The organism is Kitasatospora sp. MMS16-BH015 (genome assembly GCF_002943525.1).
GTDB lineage: Bacteria > Actinomycetota > Actinomycetes > Streptomycetales > Streptomycetaceae > Kitasatospora.
In genome coordinates, this window is record NZ_CP025394.1 from 4,756,184 (window position 1) to 4,775,969 (window position 19,786).

General features: G+C 70.6%; 17 protein-coding genes and 1 tRNA gene. 10 read left to right on the plus strand and 8 right to left on the minus strand.

The features are described from left to right. Positions 1-34 precede the first annotated feature (34 nt). Complete coding sequence (locus CFP65_RS20530) at positions 35-523, plus strand: LURP-one-related/scramblase family protein (protein ID WP_104817550.1); 489 nt, start codon at positions 35-37, stop codon at positions 521-523. Between the two features lie 7 nt (positions 524-530). On the opposite strand, the gene CFP65_RS20535 is transcribed toward CFP65_RS20530, so the two are convergent. The 4 genes from CFP65_RS20535 to CFP65_RS20550 all read right to left on the minus strand — a co-directional run bounded on the left by CFP65_RS20535 (position 531) and on the right by CFP65_RS20550 (position 4,187). Next, a complete protein-coding gene (locus tag CFP65_RS20535) occupies positions 531-1,751 on the minus strand; it encodes a glutathionylspermidine synthase family protein (protein ID WP_104817551.1) in 1,221 nt (406 codons plus the stop codon). A 5-nt stretch (positions 1,752-1,756) separates the two neighbouring features. Then, positions 1,757-2,059, minus strand: coding sequence for a hypothetical protein (locus tag CFP65_RS20540; protein ID WP_254552486.1), 303 nt, complete (start codon positions 2,057-2,059; stop codon positions 1,757-1,759). Positions 2,060-2,180: 121 nt separating this feature from the next. Continuing rightward, positions 2,181-2,780: a GNAT family N-acetyltransferase gene (locus tag CFP65_RS20545; RefSeq protein ID WP_104817552.1), complete on the minus strand. Its 600-nt coding sequence runs from the start codon at positions 2,778-2,780 to the stop codon at positions 2,181-2,183. 123 nt (positions 2,781-2,903) lie between these two features. Beyond that, positions 2,904-4,187, minus strand: a complete 1,284-nt coding sequence (locus CFP65_RS20550) for an adenylosuccinate synthase (protein ID WP_104817553.1) — start codon at positions 4,185-4,187, stop codon at positions 2,904-2,906. A 126-nt stretch (positions 4,188-4,313) separates the two neighbouring features. On the opposite strand from CFP65_RS20550, the gene CFP65_RS20555 reads away from it, so the two are divergent. From CFP65_RS20555 to purM, 3 genes are all read left to right on the plus strand, one after another. Beyond that, the gene (locus CFP65_RS20555) at positions 4,314-5,141 is read left to right on the plus strand and encodes a diacylglycerol kinase (RefSeq protein WP_371682440.1); all 828 of its coding nucleotides are present in this window, start codon (positions 4,314-4,316) and stop codon (positions 5,139-5,141) included. Between the two features lie 254 nt (positions 5,142-5,395). Further along, positions 5,396-6,973 (plus strand): amidophosphoribosyltransferase, encoded by a 1,578-nt coding sequence (gene purF / locus CFP65_RS20560; RefSeq protein WP_104817554.1) that lies wholly within the window; start codon positions 5,396-5,398, stop codon positions 6,971-6,973. A 141-nt stretch (positions 6,974-7,114) separates the two neighbouring features. Further along, positions 7,115-8,203: a phosphoribosylformylglycinamidine cyclo-ligase gene (gene purM / locus CFP65_RS20565; RefSeq protein WP_104817555.1), complete on the plus strand. Its 1,089-nt coding sequence runs from the start codon at positions 7,115-7,117 to the stop codon at positions 8,201-8,203. Positions 8,204-8,327: 124 nt separating this feature from the next. Here purM and CFP65_RS20570 read toward each other — a convergent pair whose 3' ends face one another. Both CFP65_RS20570 and CFP65_RS20575 read right to left on the minus strand, forming a co-directional pair. Then, the gene (locus tag CFP65_RS20570; protein ID WP_104817556.1) at positions 8,328-8,573 is read right to left on the minus strand and encodes a DUF3073 domain-containing protein; all 246 of its coding nucleotides are present in this window, start codon (positions 8,571-8,573) and stop codon (positions 8,328-8,330) included. A gap of 374 nt (positions 8,574-8,947) precedes the next feature. Continuing rightward, complete coding sequence (locus CFP65_RS20575; RefSeq protein WP_104817557.1) at positions 8,948-10,108, minus strand: Glu/Leu/Phe/Val dehydrogenase dimerization domain-containing protein; 1,161 nt, start codon at positions 10,106-10,108, stop codon at positions 8,948-8,950. A gap of 151 nt (positions 10,109-10,259) precedes the next feature. On the opposite strand from CFP65_RS20575, the gene CFP65_RS20580 reads away from it, so the two are divergent. Further along, positions 10,260-11,195, plus strand: a complete 936-nt coding sequence (locus CFP65_RS20580; protein ID WP_104817558.1) for a hypothetical protein — start codon at positions 10,260-10,262, stop codon at positions 11,193-11,195. Positions 11,196-11,696: 501 nt separating this feature from the next. Next, positions 11,697-11,903: a developmental transcriptional regulator BldC gene (gene bldC, locus CFP65_RS20585; protein WP_104817559.1), complete on the plus strand. Its 207-nt coding sequence runs from the start codon at positions 11,697-11,699 to the stop codon at positions 11,901-11,903. A gap of 330 nt (positions 11,904-12,233) precedes the next feature. Here the strand turns inward: bldC and CFP65_RS20590 are convergent. Next, positions 12,234-12,307 (minus strand) — tRNA-Asp (locus tag CFP65_RS20590). Between the two features lie 108 nt (positions 12,308-12,415). Then, positions 12,416-16,393 (minus strand): ATP-dependent RNA helicase HrpA, encoded by a 3,978-nt coding sequence (gene hrpA, locus CFP65_RS20595; RefSeq protein WP_104817560.1) that lies wholly within the window; start codon positions 16,391-16,393, stop codon positions 12,416-12,418. A 129-nt stretch (positions 16,394-16,522) separates the two neighbouring features. Between hrpA and CFP65_RS20600 the strand changes: the two genes are divergently transcribed. The 4 genes from CFP65_RS20600 (at position 16,523) to CFP65_RS20615 (ending at position 19,784) form a co-directional block, all read left to right on the plus strand. Further along, positions 16,523-17,347: a class I SAM-dependent methyltransferase gene (locus CFP65_RS20600; RefSeq protein ID WP_158702282.1), complete on the plus strand. Its 825-nt coding sequence runs from the start codon at positions 16,523-16,525 to the stop codon at positions 17,345-17,347. A gap of 171 nt (positions 17,348-17,518) precedes the next feature. After that, positions 17,519-17,863 carry a WXG100 family type VII secretion target gene (locus tag CFP65_RS20605; RefSeq protein WP_104817562.1) on the plus strand — a complete coding sequence of 115 codons (345 nt, stop codon included), beginning with the start codon at positions 17,519-17,521 and terminating at the stop codon, positions 17,861-17,863. Positions 17,864-17,893: 30 nt separating this feature from the next. After that, positions 17,894-19,057 (plus strand): hypothetical protein, encoded by a 1,164-nt coding sequence (locus CFP65_RS20610; protein ID WP_104817563.1) that lies wholly within the window; start codon positions 17,894-17,896, stop codon positions 19,055-19,057. Between the two features lie 91 nt (positions 19,058-19,148). Further along, entirely contained in the window at positions 19,149-19,784 is a 636-nt protein-coding gene (locus tag CFP65_RS20615) for a hypothetical protein (RefSeq protein ID WP_104817564.1), read from the plus strand. Positions 19,785-19,786 lie beyond the last annotated feature (2 nt).

Consider the following 19,786-nt stretch of genomic DNA (forward strand, 5'->3'; position numbering starts at 1 on the left):
GGAGACAGTCCCGGCTCAGTGCGGAGGTTGCGGCGTGAAGTACGTGATGAAGGAGCGGATGTTCTCGCTCGGGGACGATCACTGGATCGAGGACGAGCGCGGGGAGAAGGCCTTCCTGGTGGACGGGAAGGTGCTGCGGCTCCGGGAGACCTTCGAGTTGAAGGACCAGGCCGGGCGGGTGGTGGCCGTGGTGAAGAAGAAGGTGGTGACCGTCCGGGACGCGATGAAGATCGAGGACGCCGAGGGGGAGGTGATCGCGACCGTCCGGGAGAAGCTGTTCACGCCGTTCCGGGACAAGTACAAGGTGGAGCTGGAGGCCGGCGGGGAGCTGGAGATCCACGGCAACCTGCTGGACCGGGACTACCGGATCGAGGACGAGCACGGGCGCGAGCTGGCCCAGGTCTCCCGGCGCTGGTTCAGCATCCGCGACGCGTACGGCATCCACGTCCACGAGGGCGGGGACACCGCGCTGCTGCTGGCGATCGCGGTCTGCCTCGACCACATGGTGGCCGAGGAGCACTGACGAACCGTCAGGTGATCAAGTGCGGCAGGAAGCGGGCGCCCTGATGGGTGATCAGGCTGTCGTCGGTCTCGCGGATGCCGAGGCCGGCGGCCTCGCCGTCCACCACCCAGGCGCCGAGCACCGGCCGGTGGCCGTCGAAGTCCGGTAGCGGGTGCAGCTGCTGGTAGCAGTGGCCCTCGGCGCCGTAGCGGTCCGGGTCGCCGGCCCACTCGGCCAGGCGGTCGACGGAGCCGTCGGGCCCCACGATCCGGACGCCCGCGCCCTCCCGGCCGAGCAGCGGCTTGGCGGCGTAGCCGGTGGCGGCCAGCTCGCGCGGGCTGTCCAGGTAGGCGGGCAGCAGGTTGGGGTGGCCGGGGTTGAGCTCCCAGAGCAGGGCGAGCAGCGCCTTGTTGGAGAGCAGCATCTTCCAGGCCGGCTCGATCCAGAGGGTCGAGCCGGTGCCGCCGCCCAGGTCGATGCCGCCGAGCAGCTGCGGCCCGAACTCCTCCTCGACCAGCCACTCCCACGGGTAGAGCTTGAAGACCGAGCGGATGTACCGGTGCTCCAGGTCGACGAACCGCCCGGTCAGCCCGTCCAGCCCGATGTCCTCCATCGCGATGCCGACGGTCTCGATGCCCGCCTGCTCGGCGGTCTCCTGGAGGTAGAGGGTGGTCATCCAGTCCTCGCCCTCGGTGTCCCCGCGCGAGTGCGCGAAGTGCACCGGGCCGGGCGGCAGCAGCGGCTTCTGCCGGGCCCAGGCGGCGACCAGCCGCTCGTGCAGCGAGTTCCACTGGTCGGCGGCCGGGTACAGCTGCTCCATCCAGAACCACTGCGGGCCGGCCGCCTCGATCAGCGAGGTCGGGGTGTCGGCGTTGTACTCGAAGAGCTTGGCCGGGCCGGTGCCGTCGTAGGCGAGGTCGAACCGGCCGTACAGCGAGGGTTGTTCGGCTCGCCGCCGCCAGGACTCGGCGATCACCTCGGCGACGCGCTGCGAGGTGATGCCGTACTCGGCGTACCGCCGCTCCCGCACCACGTGCTCGACCGCGTCGAGGCAGAGCCCGTGCAGCTCCTCGACGACCTCCTCCAGGGCCTCCACCTCGGGGAGCGAGAACTCGTAGTACGCGCTCTCGTCCCAGTAGGCGTGCGGGCCGCCCTGGTTGCAGGGGTCCTGGCAGATCGCGTAGATCAGGCCCTGGCCCTCCACCTGGGCCTGCCAGTCGGGGCGGGGCGGGCGGGTGCGGCGGCGCACGGCGGTCAGCCCCCGGCCGTGCCGCTGTGCGAGGGGCAGCCGAAGCCGCCGCGCTTGGTGGCGGCCTGGTCGAAGGTGCCGCCGCCGGCGGTCAGCGAGCCGGAGCCGCAGTAGTACCAGCGGCCGGTGGCGCCGGTGCCGCTGCAGGAGTGGTTGTCCAGCACCTTGAGGCTGCCCGGGTCCACGCAGCGCCGCGGCGCGTCGGAGGAGGAAGAGGAGCAGCTGGTCAGCGCCAGCGCGAGGGTGCCGACCATGCCCAGGGCGACGGCACCCGAACGGCGGCGCCCGGGGGTGGGGGAGGGCGTCATGGCAGGTGATGCTATCGAGCCGGTCGCACCATCTGCTTTTCAGGGGCGCGAGGAGCGGCGCGCAGCGGTGGCGCCAGGCCGATGCCTTCCGCTCTCGCGCAGTCCGCGCGCCCCTGGGGGGCTAGCCCGCGGCCAGGCGGGCCGTCAGCCGCTCCCGGGCCTCCGGCCACTCGACCTCGCGCAGCATCGAGAAGTGCACGCTGTCCCGCCAGGTGCCGTCCGGCATGCGGCGGTGGCGGCGGAAGGTGCCCTCGTAGCTGGCGCCCAGGCGGCGGATGGCGTTCTGCGAGCGCTCGTTGTTGTGGTGGGTCTTCCACATCACGCGGCTGAAGCCCAACTCCTCGAAGGCATGGCGCAGGAGCAGCAGTTTCGCCTCGGTGTTGACGGGCGTGCGCCAGTACGGGCGGGCGTACCAGGTGCCGCCGATCTCCAGCTCCTCGTGCTTGGCGCTGAAGCCGAAGTAGCAGGTGATGCCGATGACCCGGCCGCTGATCAGGTCGGTCACGCCGAAGGGCACGCACTCCGCGTCGTTCAGCCGGGCCTCGACCAGGGCCCGCATGTCGGCCTCGGTGTGCGGAGTCGAGTCCAGCTGCCAGCGCCAGACCTCCTCGTCGCCCCCGGCGATGCCGAAGAGGTCGGGCACGTCGTCCAGGGAGAGCGGCTCCAGGCTGATGTGGTCGCCGGTCAGGACGGTGTCGCGGGAAGGCAGCTTCGCAGTCATGGTCCCCACGGTAGCCACTCATTGCACTAGAGACAATAGATGCCTGCACTAGTGCAATGGCTTCAGGTCATGCGAAAGCCCCGCCCACCCGGTGAGGGGTGGACGGGGCTCTGCGCGGGCCGCTTACAGGAAGGAGTTGATCTGGATGGTCTCGGTTCGGCCGGGGCCGACGCCGATCGCGGAGATCGGGGCGCCCGACATCTCCTCCAGGGCCTTCACGTACGCCTGGGCGTTCTTCGGCAGCTCGGCGAAGGTCTTCGCCTTGCTGATGTCCTCGCTCCAGCCGGGCAAGTTCTCGTAGATCGGCTTGGCGTGGTGGAAGTCCGACTGGTTGTAGGGGAGCTCCTCCACCCGCTGGCCGTCGATCTCGTACGCGACGCAGACCGGGATCTCCTCCCAGCCGGTCAGCACGTCCAGCTTGGTGAGGAAGAAGTCGGTCAGGCCGTTCACGCGGGTCGCGTAGCGGGCGATCACGGCGTCGAACCAGCCGCAGCGGCGGTCACGGCCGGTGGTCACGCCGCGCTCGCCGCCGATCCGGCGCAGCGCGTCGCCGTCGGCGTCCAGCAGCTCGGTCGGGAACGGGCCCGAGCCGACGCGGGTGGTGTACGCCTTCAGGATGCCGATGACCCGGTCGATCTTGGTCGGGCCGATGCCGGCGCCGGTGCAGGCGCCGCCCGAGGTCGGGTTCGAGGAGGTGACGAAGGGGTACGTGCCGTGGTCCACGTCCAGCAGGGTGCCCTGGCCGCCCTCCAGGAGGACGACCTTGTTCGCCTTGAGGGCCTGGTCGAGCACCAGGGTGGTGTCGGCGAGGTATGGGCGGATCTTCTCCGCGTAGCCCAGGTACTCCTCGACGACCAGCTCGGCCGGGATGGCGCGGCGGTTGTAGAGCTTGACCAGCAGCTGGTTCTTGTCGTGGAGGGCCGCCTCGACCTTCTGGCGCAGGATCGACTCGTCGAAGAGGTCCTGCACGCGGATGCCGACGCGGTTGATCTTGTCGGCGTAGGTCGGGCCGATGCCGCGCCCGGTGGTGCCGATCCGGCGCTTGCCCAGGAAGCGCTCGGTGACCTTGTCCAGGGTGCGGTGGTACGGGGTGATCAGGTGGGCGTTGCCCGAGATCAGCAGCTTCGAGGTGTCGATGCCCCGCTCGTCCAGGCCCTTGAGCTCGGAGAGCAGCACGCCCGGGTCGATCACGACGCCGTTGCCGATCACCGGGGTCACGTTCGGGCTGAGGATGCCGGAAGGCAGCAGGTGGAGGGCGTACTTCTGATCGCCGATGACCACCGTGTGACCGGCGTTGTTGCCGCCCTGGTAGCGGACGACGTAGTCGACGGAGCCACCGAGCAGGTCGGTCGCCTTCCCCTTGCCCTCGTCTCCCCACTGAGCGCCAACGAGCACGAGTGCCGGCACAGGCGTACACCCCTTCCGGTTGGGGCATCCTGCGTAGGCCGCAGTCTGCCCCGAGATAGACGAAGCCCCTGGCGCAGTAGCGCAAGGGGCTCTTGCACCGAGAGATTACCTGAGGAAGGACCGGTCGTGTCGTCCCTGTCCACGCCCGAATCCCGTGCCGTTTCTCCAGGTGGGCCGGACCCGTTGCTCGTGCTGCTCGACCCGGCGGCCAGGCAGGCCGACGGCGAGTCGGTGCGGATCGCCCGGGACGTGCTGCGCGGCGGAGCCGACTGCAAGGTGGCGCTGCCGGAAACGGGAGCCGAACTCGACCGGTTGTTGGCCCATCGTGGCCGTCGCCGACCGGTCGTGATCGGCTCTGATCAGGCACTTCAGCGGGTGCTCCAGTCGCTGCACCGCCAGCGCGAGCTCGGCGCGGAGGCCGTCGGCGTGGTGCCGGTGGGCCGGCCGGGAGCGGTCGGGGTGGCCCGCGCACTGGGCGTGCCGGGCGAGCCGGTGGCGGCCGCGCGGGCGGTGATCCGGGGCGGCGCGCGCAAGTTCGACCTGCTGGTGGACGAGGCCGGCGGGGTGGTGCTCGGCGGGGTCCGGATCCAGCCGAGGGGCCGCCGCGCGCCGCTGCGTTCGCTCTGGGCGAAACTGGCTGCGGCCGAGCGGGGGAGGGCGCCCGGCCGGGACGAGGAGCGCACCCGGCTCCGGATCGAGGCCGACGGCCGGCTGCTCGCCGACCTGCACCACTCCGTCCGGCTGCTCCAGGTCAACCTGCCGGCCGACGCCGGGGTGATGGAGCTGGTGCTCCGCCGCCCGGGCACCGCCCACCGGCTGCGCGCGGCCAGCCTGACCGTGGCCGGCCCCGGCTTCGGCTACGAGGCGGACGGCTGCCCCTGCGGCCCGGTGCACAGCCGCACCTGGACGGTGCAAGCCGGCGCCTGGTCGCTGCTGCTCCCGAATGCGGCCTGAGGCCGTCACCCACCGCGACGGTGAACCCCGCGTGAAGCCCGGGTGAGCAGCGTCACGTTCCGACCCTCGCGGACGGCGTGTCGCGAGCGGCCCGACCCCGTGCAGTGCTGGTCGCGCAAGGGCCGCCGAATTCCCGGGCCGGAAATGCCCCCATCGGTAAGGGGTTATGTCTACGCGCGTTGCTATTGGAACGCCCGATATCGGAGGGCTCCCCTGTTCGGGAAGCCGTACGGAACTGCCCTAGACTCGAAGGCGTGCCACGTGGTGACGGAAGACTCAACCACGATCTTCTTCCCGGCGAGAAAGGCCCCCAGGACGCTTGCGGCGTCTTCGGTGTCTGGGCTCCCGGCGAGGAGGTCGCAAAGCTCTCGTACTTCGGCCTCTATGCCCTGCAGCACCGCGGACAGGAATCCGCGGGCATCGCAGTGAGCAATGGCTCCCAGATTCTCGTCTTCAAGGACATGGGACTCGTCTCCCAGGTCTTCGACGAAGCGGCTCTGGGGTCCTTGCACGGGCATATCGCCGTCGGACATGCCCGCTACTCGACCACCGGTTCCTCGGTCTGGGAGAACGCCCAGCCGACCTTCCGGGCGACCGTTCACGGTTCGCTTGCCCTCGGGCACAACGGAAACCTGGTGAACACCGCCGAGCTCGCCGCCATGGTGGCCGAGCTGCCCGGTGAGGAGCACGTCTCGCGCTCCGGCCGCTCCGCGGCGACCAACGACACCGACCTCGTGACCGCCCTGCTCGCGGGCCACCCGGACCTCTCCATCGAGGAGACGGCCCAGCTGGTGCTGCCCAAGGTCAAGGGCGCGTTCTCGCTGGTCTTCATGGACGAGCACACCCTCTACGCCGCCCGTGACCCGCAGGGCATCCGCCCGCTGGTGCTCGGCCGGCTGGAGCGCGGCTGGGTGGTCGCCTCCGAGACGGCGGCGCTCGACATCTGCGGCGCCTCCTTCATCCGCGAGGTGGAGCCGGGCGAGCTGATCGCCATCGACGAGAACGGCATCCGCACCTCCCGCTTCGCCGAGGCCAAGCCCAAGGGCTGCGTCTTCGAGTACGTGTACCTGGCCCGCCCGGACACGACCATCGCCGGCCGCAACGTCTACGTCTCCCGTGTGGAGATGGGCCGCAAGCTGGCCGCCGAGGCGCCCGTCGAGGCCGACCTGGTGATAGCGACCCCGGAGTCCGGCACCCCCGCCGCGATCGGGTACGCCGAGGCCAGCGGGATCCCGTACGGCTCCGGCCTGGTGAAGAACGCCTACGTGGGCCGCACCTTCATCCAGCCGAACCAGACCATCCGCCAGCTCGGCATCCGGCTCAAGCTGAACCCGCTCAAGGAGGTCATCCAGGGCAAGCGCCTGGTGGTCGTGGACGACTCGATCGTCCGCGGCAACACCCAGCGCGCGCTGGTCCGGATGCTCCGCGAGGCCGGTGCGGCCGAGGTCCACATCCGGATCTCCTCCCCGCCGGTGAAGTGGCCCTGCTTCTTCGGGATCGACTTCGCCACCCGGGCCGAGCTGATCGCCAACGGAATGACCGTGGAGGAGATCGGTCGCACGCTCGGCGCGGACTCGCTCGCGTACATCTCGATCGACGGCATGATCGAGGCCACCGCGCAGCCCAAGGAGAAGCTCTGCCGGGCCTGCTTCGACGGGGAGTACCCGATGGAGCTGCCCGACCCGGCGCTGCTGGGCAAGCTGCTGCTCGAGGCGGAGATCGCCGGCGGTCAGCAGAAGCCCGCGACGCGGGGCAAGCCGACCTCGGACCTCGACGGCGTGCAGACGCTGATCGGCGGGCACGGTGCAGCTGACGCCTTGCGGCGTCCGTAGTTTCGATGAGCAACCACAGCAGGGGCGTGGGGGACCGCGTGATCAACAGTCGACGTACGTCGGGGCTGGTCGCGCAGTTCTCCGCGCCCCTGTTGTGCTGCCCCAAGTTTGTTAACCACTGACCCGGAAGGGCCATCGCACGTGACCAGCAACGAGACCGCCGGCGCCACCTACGCCGCCGCAGGCGTCGACATCGAGGCGGGCGACCGCGCCGTCGAGCTGATGAAGGAGTGGGTCAAGAAGGCCAACCGCCCCGAGGTCGTGGGCGGCCTGGGCGGCTTCGCCGGGCTCTTCGACGCCTCCGCCTTCAAGCGTTACGAGCGCCCGCTGCTGGCCTCCGCGACGGACGGCGTGGGGACGAAGGTCGCCATCGCCCAGGCGATGCGGAAGTACGACACCATCGGCCACGACCTGGTCGGCATGGTCGTCGACGACCTGGTGGTCTGCGGCGCCGAGCCGCTGTTCATGACCGACTACATCTGCGTCGGCAAGGTCTTCCCCGAGCGGGTCGCGGCGATCGTCAAGGGCATCGCCGAGGGCTGTGCACTGGCCGGCTGCGCGCTGGTCGGCGGCGAGACGGCCGAGCACCCGGGTCTGCTGGCCGAGGACGACTTCGACGTCGCGGGCGCGGGCACCGGCGTGGTCGAGGCCGACCAGCTGCTGGGCGCCGAGCGGGTCCGCGCGGGCGACGTGGTGATCGCGATGGCCGCCAGCGGCCTGCACTCCAACGGCTACTCGCTGGTGCGCCACGTGCTGCTGGGCCAGGCCGGCTGGTCGCTGGACCGCAAGGTCGAGGAGTTCGGCCGCACCCTGGGCGAGGAGCTCCTGGAGCCGACCCGGATCTACTCGCTGGACTGCCTGGCGCTCACCCGCGCCACCGAGATCCACGCCTTCTCGCACGTCACCGGCGGCGGTCTGGCGGCCAACCTGGCCCGGGTCATCCCGGCCGGCCTGCACGCCCGCCTGGACCGCGGCACCTGGACCCCGCTGCCGGTCTTCCAGACCGTGGCCCAGGTCGGCGGGATGAAGACCCTGGAGATCGAGAAGACGCTCAACATGGGTGTCGGCATGGTCGCGGTCGTGCCGCCGGCCTCGGTGGACGTGGTGCTCTCGATCCTGGCGGACCGGGACGTCGAGGCCTGGGTGCTGGGCGACGTCGTCGACCGCACCGACGAGCACGCGGAGGGCGCGGCGCTCTACAACGCGTACGAGGGCTTCGAGCTGGCCTGAGCCGGCTGAGTGGCCACCGCCGGGTTCCGGCGGTGGCCACACTGGTTGTATCTACTATCAGCGGGTACGACGAAGACCGGCTCGGGGCCCCGTGGTGGGGCCGAGCCGGTCTTGTGCGGAGTACTCAGGCGCGACGGCGGTACGTGCTGCCCGCGTCGGTGTCCTCTTCGTCCTCGTCGTTGTAGCGGCTGGCGTACGCCGCGTAGGGATCGTCGTCCTCTTCTTCTTCGATCGGTGTTGGCTTGATCGAAGCAGTGGAGGGCGATACGCCCAGCTCGCTGGACAGACGGTTAGCGTCGAAGCCGCCGCTGTTGTACTTCAGCTCGCGGGCGACCTTCGTCTGCTTGGCCTTGGCCCGGCCGCGCCCCATGGGTCGACCCCCTCAACGATGGGGCTCACGGCCCCGAGTCTGACACGTGTTCATGATCAGGAGCGGCGCCGCCCGAAGTGGGAGTGCCGTCCCTTGGAGCATTAACGGTACCTGTTTCCGCCGCCGAACGGTACGTCGCCGGTGTGACGTGGCGCGCACTGTCGCCCCTCGAAACCGGGTCTTTCCAGGTCACGAGGAGATTTCCGGGCGTTGGCAGGCTGGTTGCAGCATGCCACGGTCCGTCGTTCCGGGGTCGATTATCCCCGGGAGGGGGCCCTGCATAGCCCGTTCGGCGGACAGAGCGAGAATCCGGTTCCACATCGTGACCCGGCTCCGGGCACCTACTTACGCAAGCAGGTGCCCGGCGCGGTGGCTCAGCCCTTGCGGGCGCCCGGGAGGAGGATCGTGCGCAGTGCGCTGATCTCCCGCATCCGCTTCTCGGCCAGGCGGTCGGCGGCCACGGCCGGCGGGACGCCGTCGGTGACGGCGCGGGTGAAGATCTCCAGGGTGGTGTCGAAGATCTTCGTGGCCTTGTTCTTGGCGCGCTCGAAGTTGAAGCCGTCGATCTCGTCGGCGACCTGGATGACGCCGCCGGAGTTCACCAGGTAGTCCGGGGCGTAGAGGATGCCGCGGTCGGCCAGGTCCTTCTCCACGCCCGGGTGGGCCAGCTGGTTGTTGGCCGCGCCGCAGACCACCGCGGTGCCGGCCGCGCCGAGCGCGCCCACCGTGTGGTCGTCCAGCGCGCCGCCCAGGGCGCAGGGGGCGTAGACGTCCAGGCGGGCTTGGAGCAGGGCGGCGGTGTCGGCGACCACCTCGACGTCCGGGTGGGCCGCGCGGACGCGGTTCACGGCGGTCTCGAAGGGGTCGGTGACGACCACGGTGGCGCCGTCGGCGACCAGGTGGCCGACCAGGTAGTGGCCGACCTTGCCGACGCCGGCGACGCCGACCCGCTTGCCGCGTAGGGTCGGCTGGCCCCACTTGGCCTGGGCCGAGGCGCGCATGCCCTGGAAGACGCCGAAGGCGGTGAGGATGGAGGAGTCGCCGGCACCGCCGTGCTCGGGGGAGCGGCCGGTGACGAACTCGGTCTCGCGGGCGATCACGTCCATGTCCTGGACGTAGGTGCCCACGTCGCAGGCGGTGATGTACCGGCCGCGCAGCGACTGCACGAAGCGCCCGTAGGCGCGCAGCATCGCCTCGTTCTTCTCCTTGTTGGGGTCGCCGATGATGACGGCCTTGCCGCCACCGAGGTCGAGACCCGCCAGGGCGTTCTTGTAGCTCATGCCACGGGAGAGGCGCAGCGCGTCGTCGAGCGCCTCCTCCTCGGAGGCGTAGTCGAAGAAGCGGGTGCCGCCGAGGGCCGGGCCCAGCGCGGTGGAGTGGATGGCGATGATCGCCTTGAGGCCGGACGCGCGGTCGTGGCAGAGCACGACCTGCTCGTGCCCGTCACCGGGGACGCCGTCCTGCTCGGTACGGAAGATCCTGCTGAGCACGCCGGGTGCGGGGTGCGGAGCGGACGCGGTCTGTACGTCGGTCACTGTGGTGACTCCAGTATCTGTGGCCCACTGCTGTGGTGTGGGCGCCTAAGGGAAGCGTAGCCGCGGGGCGGGCGCCCGCTGGGTCCTGTCCGGATAACGATCGGTGGGCCCCCGACGGCACTCTCCCGGGGGGTGCCGGGCCCGTGCGACCATGCAGAGCGTGACCGCCGTGCGCACTTCGGTGCTCCCGCCCTACACCGCCCACCTGCGGGTCTACGAGCCGCTCGCCGCCTTCCCGGAGCCGGAGCGCGCGCACTGGCAGGGCTGGGCCGCCGCACACGGCCCGGACGCCGAGGGGCCGGGGCAGCCGGTGGCCGCGGCGGCCCTGGCGGAGCAGCGGGCGGCGCTGGCCGAGCTGCTCTCCGGCACCCCGAGGGCGCTGCCGGAGAAGGAGAGCGGCCGGGCCTTCGTGCGGGTGGTGGACGGGGTCACCTACGTCTGCCCGTGGTCGACCCGGCTGCGCAGCTGGCAGGCGCTGGCCGAGCTGGCCGAGACGCTGCCGGTCTCGCTGCTGGACACGGTGCTGCCGCCGGCCGTCCGGGCGGCCGCCGAGGCGGACCGGGAGCGCTGGCGGGCGGGCCATCCGGACGCCCGGCCGTGGATCCTGACCAGCCGCTGGGAGGTGCCGGTCCGGTGGTTCCTGCCCTTCGGCGCGGAGGACCGCTGTTTCGTACCGGAAGGCCCGTGCAATTCGGTTTTGACCGATGGGGAGAATGGGGAGAGGGCGGAGGGGGGCAGGACGGCGGCCACGCTGTTCTATCTGACGCCGATGGCGCAGGCGCGTCGACGGGTGGCACGGGGTTACCGGGTGCTGCGGGAGCGGATCCCGCTGGGCCCGCTGGTACGGGAGGTGGAGCAGGTCGGTCGGTGGCTGGAGGAGTTCCATCCCAGGTCACTGGTCGAGCTGGACTACGGGGGGTTGGTGCACCTGCTGGGTGCGGAGCGGCTGGCGGCCGAGGATTCGGCGGGCGAGCTGGAGCGGGGGCTGGGGGCGTTGCGGGCCGGGGACGGGGCCTCGGCGGCCCGTTCGTACCGCCTGGTGGTCGACCGCTGGCGAGAGGTGCTGGCGCTGCGTCACGCCAGCTGACAGGGGCTCAACCGCCTTGTCAGTGGGCGGCGTGAGGATGGTCGGGACCTTCGCCCACCCGTCCGGGACCTTGGTCCCGGTTCGGGTCAATACCCCTCGAACGTGACACTACTCACCGTTGACGCGTACTTACACCTATGTGTAAAAATGGGACAACCAGCCCAAGTTCACTCAAGTGTGTCCACTTTTGGGTGGATCTGACGGTGGTGCGTGCTTTGCGGGGAAACGAAGGGACTGGTCCGCTCATAACCGATTGTCACCCGGGGGTGACTGTCCGTTATGGGGTGGTCCATGGCCATCCGCCGCTCTTGGGCCCGTGAGGGGTCAATTTTGGCGGTTTGGCCGATGGGGCTGGACGGATGGTGTAGTTGTAGACACCAGGACAAGCCGTTCGTCCTATAACCGACTCGGCCCGTCTATGCCATTTCGGGCATCGCGGGCCAAGGTGCAGAATTTGAAGGATAGAACCGCCCTGGTTCGGTTCTCCCGAGGAGGCCGCTCATGACCGCTCGTACCCCTGATGCTGAGCCCCTGCTGACTCCGGCAGAGGTAGCCACCATGTTCCGCGTCGATCCGAAGACGGTGACGCGTTGGGCCAAGGCCGGCAAGCTCACGTCTATCCGCACTCTCGGCGGGCACCGCCGTTACCGCGAGGCGGAGGTGCGCGCTCTGCTGGCCGGGATTCCGGCGCAGCGTACCGAGGGCTGAGAAGCCCGTCTGAAGCATTTTCGAAGGGGCTGTGCGCCTGACTCCGCCGGGTCAGGGGTGCAGCCCCTTCGGCATGCCCTGGAAGGCCGGAATCAATGGCTCCAAATGTCCACGGGATGTCCACCGGGGAGGGAGGGGGGAATGCGCCTTAAACTCAGTACAATTTTATATATTAAATTACGCGACTCCCAGGCGGCTCCCAGGGAGCCGTTCGTCAAGAAAAGATAAGTGACGAGCGTCACGGGAGTTCACTCTTGACGCGCCATCACCAGAGGAGTGCGGAAAACGCAAGAGGCCCGGAACCTTTCGGCTCCGGGCCTCTCATTACGGCGATCCTGACGGGACTTGAACCCGCGACCTCCACCTTGACAGGGTGGCGAGCTAACCAACTGCTCCACAGGACCAGAGTTTTACTTCCTTGCCCGCCTGCTCTCGCCTGCGAACAAGACAGATCGTACGGCATCCGGGGCCCTGAAGTCGAACCGCGTCCTCCGGGGCCCCGGAGCCCCTTCCTAGCCGGCCGCGGCGGCGGCCTCCATCGCCTTCAGGATCCGCTTCTCCGAGACCGGGGTCGGGGTGCCCAGGCCCTGGGCGAAGAAGCTGACCCGGAGCTCCTCGATCATCCAGCGGATCTGCTTCACGGCCGCCGAGGGCTCCCGGCCGGGCGGCAGGGAGGCCAGCAGCTCGCCGTAGGCCTGCTGGACCTGCTGGACCTTCTGCAGGTGCAGCAGGTCGCGCTGCGGGTGGTTGGGCAGCGCCTCCAGGCGGCGGTCGACCGCGAGCAGGTAGCGCTTGAGGTCGGGCAGCCGCTGCCAGCCGGTCTCGGTGACGAAGCCGGGGTGGATGAGGGAGGCCAGGTGCAGCCGGATGTCGTTGACGGCGGTGAGCAGCACCGGGCTGCTGACCGACTTCAGCCGGGTCGAGGCCTTGTGGAAGGCGATCAGGGCCGAGGCCGTCTTGAGGGTGGCGTCCGCCGAGAGCTCGTACAGGTCGCCGCGGACCTTGTCGTACAGCTTGGCGTACGCCGCCTCGTCCCAGGCCGGGCCGCCGTTCAGGGTCATCAGCCGGTCGGTGGCGGCGGCGACGATGTCCTCGAACAGGGCCGGGATCGACCCGTGCGGGTTGTGCGAGAGGGCGAGCTTGGCCTGGTTGCCCAGCCGGCCCTGGATCGACTTGGCGGGGGAGTTGGTGGAGAGCATCAGCAGCTGGCGGGTGCCGGCCCACATCGCCTGGGCCTGCGCCTCGGGGGTGTCGAAGAGCTTGATCGCCACCGAGTCCGTCTCGTCCACCAGCGCCGGGTAGGCCCGCAGCGAGTGGCCGCGCGAGCGCTGCTCGAAGGTGCGCTGGAGGGTGGGCAGGTCGGCCGGCCAGCCGGTCAGGCCGGTGCGCTCGATGCCCTGGCCGGAGGCGGCCGAGGAGAGGGTCTCCTTGAGCTTGGGCTTGAGCTTGAGGCGCAGGTCCTCCAGGTCCTTGGACTCGGCGAGCTTGCGCTTGCCGTCCACCACCCGGAAGGTCACCCGCAGGTGGTCCGGCACCCGCTCGTCGTCCCAGGCCTCCGGCGGGATGGTGATCGCCGTCAGCCGCTTGAGGATGTGCTCGAGGGTCGGCAGGAGCGGCTCCTGACGGTCCTTCACCTGCTTGAGCGCGGCCGCCGCGAAGTCCGGGGCGGGCACGAAGTTGCGCCGGATCGCCTTGGGGAGCGAGCGGATGTACGCGGTGACCAGCTCGGCCCGCAGGCCGGGGATCTGCCAGTCGAAGCCCTCGCCGGTGACCTGGTTGAGCACGGGGAGCGGGATGTGGACGGTGACGCCGTCGGCGTCGCTGCCGGGCTCGAACTGGTAGGTGAGCTTGAAGCGGAGCTTGCCCTGCTGCCAATAGTCCGGGTAGTCGGCCTCGGTGACCCCGTCGGCGGAGTCGTTGATGAGCATCGACTTCTCGAAGTTGAGCAGGTCGGGCTGCTCGTGCCGCTCCTTCTTCCACCAGGAGTCGAAGTGCCGGGTGGAGACGATCTCTTCCGGCAGGCGGCTGTCGTAGAAGTCGAAGAGGGTCTGGTCGTCCACCAGGATGTCGCGGCGGCGGGCGCGGTTCTCCAGCTCCTCGACCTCGGAGAGCAGCTTGCGGTTCTCGGCGAAGAACTTGTGGTGCGTCTCCCAGTCGCCCTCGACCAGGGCGTTGCGGATGAACAGCTCGCGGCAGAGCTCCTGGTCGATCCGGCCGTAGTTGACCTTGCGCTGGGCCACGATCGGCATCCCGTAGAGGGTCACCTTCTCGTAGGCCAGCACGGCCCCGGCCTTCTTCTCCCAGTGCGGCTCGCTGTACGTCTTCTTGATCAGGTGGCCGGCGATCGGCTCCACCCACTCGGGCTCGATCTTGGCGTTGATCCGGGCCCAGAGCCGGGACGTCTCGACCAGCTCGGCGGACATCACCCAGCGCGGGGGCTTCTTGAACAGCCCCGAGCCGGGGAAGATCGCGAACCGGGCGCCGCGCGCGCCGCCGTACTCGCGCTTCTCCACGTCGAAGAGGCCCAGGTGCGAGAGCAGACCGGCCAGCAGCGACTGGTGGATCCGGTCGGCGTCCGGTTCGGCATCGGGGTGGGGCTCGTCGATCTGGACGCCCAGCTGCTTGGCGACGGTGCGCAGCTGCGAGTAGATGTCCTGCCACTCGCGTATCCGCAGGTAGTTCAGGTACTCGCTCTTGCACATCCGGCGGAAGGCCGAGCTGGAGAGCTCTTTCTGCTGCTCGCGGACGTACCGCCAGATCGCCAGGTAGGCGAGGAAGTCGGAGGTCTCGGAGTTGAAGCGGCGGTGCCGCTCGTCGGCCGCCTGGCGCTTCTCGGCGGGGCGCTCGCGCGGGTCCTGGATGGAGAGCGCGGCGGCGATCACCATGACGTCGCGGACGCAGCCGTTCTTGGCCGCCTCGATGACCATCCGGGCCAGCCGGGGGTCGACCGGGAGCTGGGCCAGCTGGCGGCCGAGCGGGGTCAGGCGCTTGCGGTGGTCCTTCTCGGCCGGGTCGAGGGCGCCGAGCTCGTGGAGCAGGTTGACGCCGTCCTTGATGTTGCGCGAGTCCGGCGGGTCGAGGAACGGGAAGGCGGCGATGTCGCCGAGGCCGGCGGCGGTCATCTGGAGGATGACGGAGGCCAGGTTGGTGCGCAGGATCTCGGCATCGGTGAACTCGGGGCGGGCGAGGAAGTCCTCCTCCGAGTAGAGCCGGATGCAGATGCCGTCGCTGGTGCGGCCGCAGCGGCCCTTGCGCTGGTTGGCGCTGGCCTGGCTGATCGCCTCGATCGGCAGGCGCTGCACCTTGGTGCGGTGGCTGTAGCGCGAGATCCGGGCGGTGCCCGGGTCGATCACGTACTTGATGCCGGGGACGGTGAGGGAGGTCTCCGCGACGTTGGTCGCGAGCACGATCCGGCGGGAGTTGGAGCGCTGGAAGACCCGGTGCTGCTCGGCGCTGCTGAGGCGGGCGTAGAGCGGGAGGATCTCCGTGAACTTCAGTTTCAGCTTGGTGAGCGCGTCCGCGGTGTCGCGGATCTCGCGCTCGCCGGAGAGGAAGACCAGGATGTCGCCCGGGCCCTCGGCCTGGAGCTCCTGGGCGGCCTCGCAGATCGCCTGGATCTGGTCGCGGTCGCGGTCGACGGTCACGTCGTCCTCGTCCGCGTCCTCGGTGTCGTCGACCAGCGGGCGGTAGCGGACCTCGACGGGGTAGGTGCGGCCGGAGACCTCGATGATCGGGGCGTCCGAGAAGTGCTTGGCGAAGCGCTCGGGGTCGATGGTCGCCGAGGTGATGATGACCTTGAGGTCGGGGCGGCGGGGGAGCAGCTGCTTGAGGTAGCCGAGCAGGAAGTCGATGTTGAGGCTGCGCTCGTGCGCCTCGTCGATGATCAGGGTGTCGTACTGGCGCAGCTCGCGGTCGGTCTGGATCTCGGCGAGCAGGATGCCGTCCGTCATCAGCTTGACCAGGGTGTCCTGGCCGACCTGGTCGGTGAAGCGGACCTTCCAGCCGACGGCCTCGCCGAGCGGGGTGTTCAGCTCCTCGGCGACGCGGTCGGCCACCGTGCGGGCCGCGATCCGGCGGGGCTGGGTGTGGCCGATCAGGCCCTTGACCCCGCGGCCGAGCTCCAGACAGATCTTGGGGATCTGGGTGGTCTTCCCGGAGCCCGTCTCACCCGCGACGATCACCACCTGGTGGTCGCGGACGGCCGCCAGGATGTCGTCCTTCTTCTGGCTGACCGGCAGCTCGGCCGGATACCTGATCTCCGGCACGGCGGCCCGGCGCTGCTCGACCCGCAGCTCGGCCTTGTCGATCTCCGCGGACAGCTGCTCGGCGATCTTCTGCCGGGCCTCGGGCCCCCGGACCCGCCGGGCGCCGTCCAACCGGCGGCCGATCCGCTGCTGGTCGCGCAGCATCAGCTCGGGCAGCCGGGCGGCCAGCTCCCCGATGGTGGCTGCATCGGCGGGCTTGGCTACGGGAGAACTCAACTCGGACATCCCTCTAGGTTCGCAAGGAGGCACGGGCTGGCGCACCTCGGTTTTCGAGCCCCTCCAGTGTCACAGACGGCCGGGGCCTGTCGCCGGAGCGGGCGCCGGGTAGCCTCCGGGGCGAAAGGGGTGGTGATCATGACCGGGATCGACACGGGCTCCGCGGCGGGGGACTTCGACCGGCACGAGCGGGGGCTCTGGGTCGGCAAGGCCGAGGCGTACCGGGCGAGCTTCGCGGCGCTGTGCGGGCACGCGGTGCCGGCGCTGCTGGCGGCCGGCGGGGTGGCGGCCGGCGTGCGGGTGCTCGACGTGGGCACCGGCCCGGGCACGGCCGCGCGGGCGGCGCAGCAGCTCGGGGCGGTGGTCAGCGCGGTGGACGCCGACCCCGGGATGGTCGCGCTGGCGGTGGCCGGCGGGGTGGCGGCGCGGGTGGCCGTGCTGCCGGAGCTGCCGTACGAGGACGGTGCGTACGAGTCGGTGGTGGGCAACTTCGTGGTCAACCACGTGGAGCACCCGGCGGCGGCGATGGCCGAGCTGCGCCGGGTGGCCCGGCCCGGCGGGCGGCTGGCCGCGACGATCTGGGCGGACGCCGGGAACGGCTCGATGGACCTCTTCGTCCGGGCGCTGGCGGTGGCCGAGCACGGCCGGCCGGTGCCGCCCAGGGTGCCGGAGGCGCTGAACTTCGAGCGCAGCGCGGCGGGCTTCGCCGAGCTGGCGGTCGCGGCGGGCTGGGACGGGGTGAGCTGCCGCGAGCTGCTCTTCGAGCACCGGGTGACGCCGGCCGACTGGTGGGCCGGGGTCGCGGCCGGGGTGGCCAACCTCGGGTACGTGGTGACCGGCCTGCCGACCGAGCAGCGGGCCCGGGTCGAGGCCGAGTACCGCCGGCTGGCGGCGGCGGCCGTCGGGGCGGACGGGCTGCTGACCGTGCCGGCGGTGGCGCTGCTGGTCTCCGGGCGGGCCTGAGGGAGCTTTCGGCGGGTGCGGAGGGGCGCCTGCGGCCGGGGCCGGTGGGAGCGTCCGGCCGGGGCGGAGGGGGAGTGTCCGCTTATACCCGGCTCTCCTCGGGTTGGGGTCGGTCCGATAGCCTTTTGACTGATTATCAGCCAGGCTTTACGGGGGAATGGGGGAACGGCCATGGGGTTCCTGAGCGCGCTCGAAGGCATCGGCAAGGGGATCGTGCACGGCGTCGAGGACGTCGTCCTGGTGCCGAGCGAGGTCGCGCACTGGGCGCTGGGCAAGATGTTCGGCGATTCGGACGCCGACCTGGAGAAGCTGGCCGGCGAGGTGGAGGCGATGGCCAAGCAGGTCGACCGGCTGAACGATGACATCCGGACGGCCCTCGGCCAGCTGACCTGGCACGGCCCCGCCTCGGACGCGTTCATCGCGCACGCGAACGAGCGGCTGCGCGAGCTGGCCGGGCTCTCGGAGGAGCTGCAGGGCCTGGCCGCGGCGATGCGGCGGCTGGCCCATGTCTACTGAGGTGCCGACAACCACGGGGAGTGAGTCGTAATGGCTGGTGACCAGTTCGGTTTCCAGATGGGCGAGTTGGCCAAGATCCAGCAGGACTGGCAGCAGCTCAACCAGCAGATGGCCTCGATGACGGCCAAGATGGGCGAGATCGAGTCGGTGATCGCCAAGGCGGCGGCCACCGACCTCTTCGCGGGCATCCCCTCCGGGCTGCTCGGCTTCGGCGTGATCGCCAACCGGCTGACCAAGGACGTGGCGCAGATCAAGGCCCGGGCCGAGGCGCTCAAGCAGACCAAGGAGAAGCTGACCCAGGAGCTCGGCGAGGACGCCGAGAAGCTCAAGGCCGTGTCCGCGGAGTACGCGGAGACCGAGAAGAAGATCCTCGAGGAGCTGGCCAAGCAGAAGGACAAGCAGCCGCCGAGCACCCCGCAGCCGCCCCAGCAGGGCGGCGGCGGTACCGGCAGCGGGTCCGGGGGATCGGGCGGTGGTTCCGGCGGTGGCGGCGGTGGCGGCTCGCAGGGCGGGCACGGCGGCCACGGCGGTGGCCACGGCGGCACCGGCCTGGACGGCGGCGGCTCGGGCGACTCCGGGGGCTCCGGTGGCGGGGACGGCGGCGCGATCCCGGCCGGGCCGGGCGGCAAGTACGACGGGCCCAAGCTCAAGGACCACAGCACCGGCAACTGGAACGACACCCGTTTCATCACCGGCCACAGCTGGGACGCCTGGAGCGACCACGCCCACCCGACCAACGGGCACGGCGAGGGCGTGGTGGACCGGCCCAACCTGGACGGGCTCGACCCCGAGCGCAAGGCCATCCTGGAGCGCGGCCTGGACCGCGCGGAGCACAAGCTCGGCTACAGCCAGGGCGCCGTCACCAACGGCTACCGGGTGGACTGCTCCGGCCTGGTCTCGGCCGCCTGGGGCATCCCGCCCGGCTCCGAGGGCGGCCTGAACACCTGGGACCTGGAGAGCTCCAACGTCTCGCACCACATCACCAAGGACGAGTTGAAGCCCGGCGACGCGCTGGTCTGCAACACGCCCAAGCACGAGCACGTGGTGCTCTTCGGCGGCTGGGCCAACCCCGAGCACACCAAGTTCATCTGCATCGAGGACAGCGGCAGCAAGGGCTGCGTCTCGCACGTGCTGACCTACCCGTACCCGGGCACCGGCCCGTACCGGCCGATCCGCAAGAACGGCGTGGAATAGCCCCACCGGCCGGGGCGGCCACCCGGGTCATCGGGTAGCCTCCCCGGCCGTCAGGGCATCGCGTCACCATCAGTTGGGGGAGTCAACCACCTTGTCCACACGTCTGGTTCTCAGCGCCACCGCCGGGGCGGTGGCCGTCCTGGCCCTGGCCGGGTGCGGCCCCAAGGCCGCCCCGGCGGGCAATGCCGCCGCTCCGCCGGCCAGTACCGCAGCGGGCTCCTCGGCGGGCTCCTCGGCCGCTGCGGCCACCGGTGCTCCCACGGACGCCGCGCCGACGACGGCCGCGCCCAGTGCCGGTGATCCGCAGCCGGCTCCGGCCACCTCCAACCCGGCCGTCTCCTCCACCGCGCCGCTCAAGCCCGGCGCCCCCACCTGCAAGCCGGACAAGCCGGTGGCCGCCGGCCACAAGGTGGTGGTGGCCGACAAGGCCGCGACCGCCACCACGCTCTACGCCCAGGACGGCGCCTTCGACTGCGGCAAGGCCCCCGACCACGGCTGGTGGCCCAAGGGCGACGAGAAGACGTACACCATCCTGCCCACCGCCAAGGCCGAGCTGGCCGGGGCCGAGGGCAACAAGTCCGTCACCCTCGCCAAGCTGATCGAGCACCTCAACGCCTGCGTCACCAACACCGGCGACACCTCCAGCTGCGGCTCCGGCAAGACCTACGACCTCGGCCTGGACCCGGCCGGCAAGGTCACCAGCCTGACCGAGCTCTTCAGCCCCTGAGC

Coding starts and splice junctions, on each gene's coding strand:
- CFP65_RS20580 (WP_104817558.1), top strand. CDS start 10,260: ATGCAGAGCGTGACCGCCGTGCGCACTTCGGTGCTCCCGCCCTACACC.
- bldC (WP_104817559.1), top strand. CDS start 11,697: ATGACCGCTCGTACCCCTGATGCTGAGCCCCTGCTGACTCCGGCAGAG.
- CFP65_RS20540 (WP_254552486.1), bottom strand. CDS start 2,059: ATGACGCCCTCCCCCACCCCCGGGCGCCGCCGTTCGGGTGCCGTCGCC.
- CFP65_RS20600 (WP_158702282.1), top strand. CDS start 16,523: ATGACCGGGATCGACACGGGCTCCGCGGCGGGGGACTTCGACCGGCAC.
- CFP65_RS20570 (WP_104817556.1), bottom strand. CDS start 8,573: ATGGGGCGCGGCCGGGCCAAGGCCAAGCAGACGAAGGTCGCCCGCGAG.
- CFP65_RS20610 (WP_104817563.1), top strand. CDS start 17,894: ATGGCTGGTGACCAGTTCGGTTTCCAGATGGGCGAGTTGGCCAAGATC.
- CFP65_RS20545 (WP_104817552.1), bottom strand. CDS start 2,780: ATGACTGCGAAGCTGCCTTCCCGCGACACCGTCCTGACCGGCGACCAC.
- CFP65_RS20605 (WP_104817562.1), top strand. CDS start 17,519: ATGGGGTTCCTGAGCGCGCTCGAAGGCATCGGCAAGGGGATCGTGCAC.
- hrpA (WP_104817560.1), bottom strand. CDS start 16,393: ATGTCCGAGTTGAGTTCTCCCGTAGCCAAGCCCGCCGATGCAGCCACC.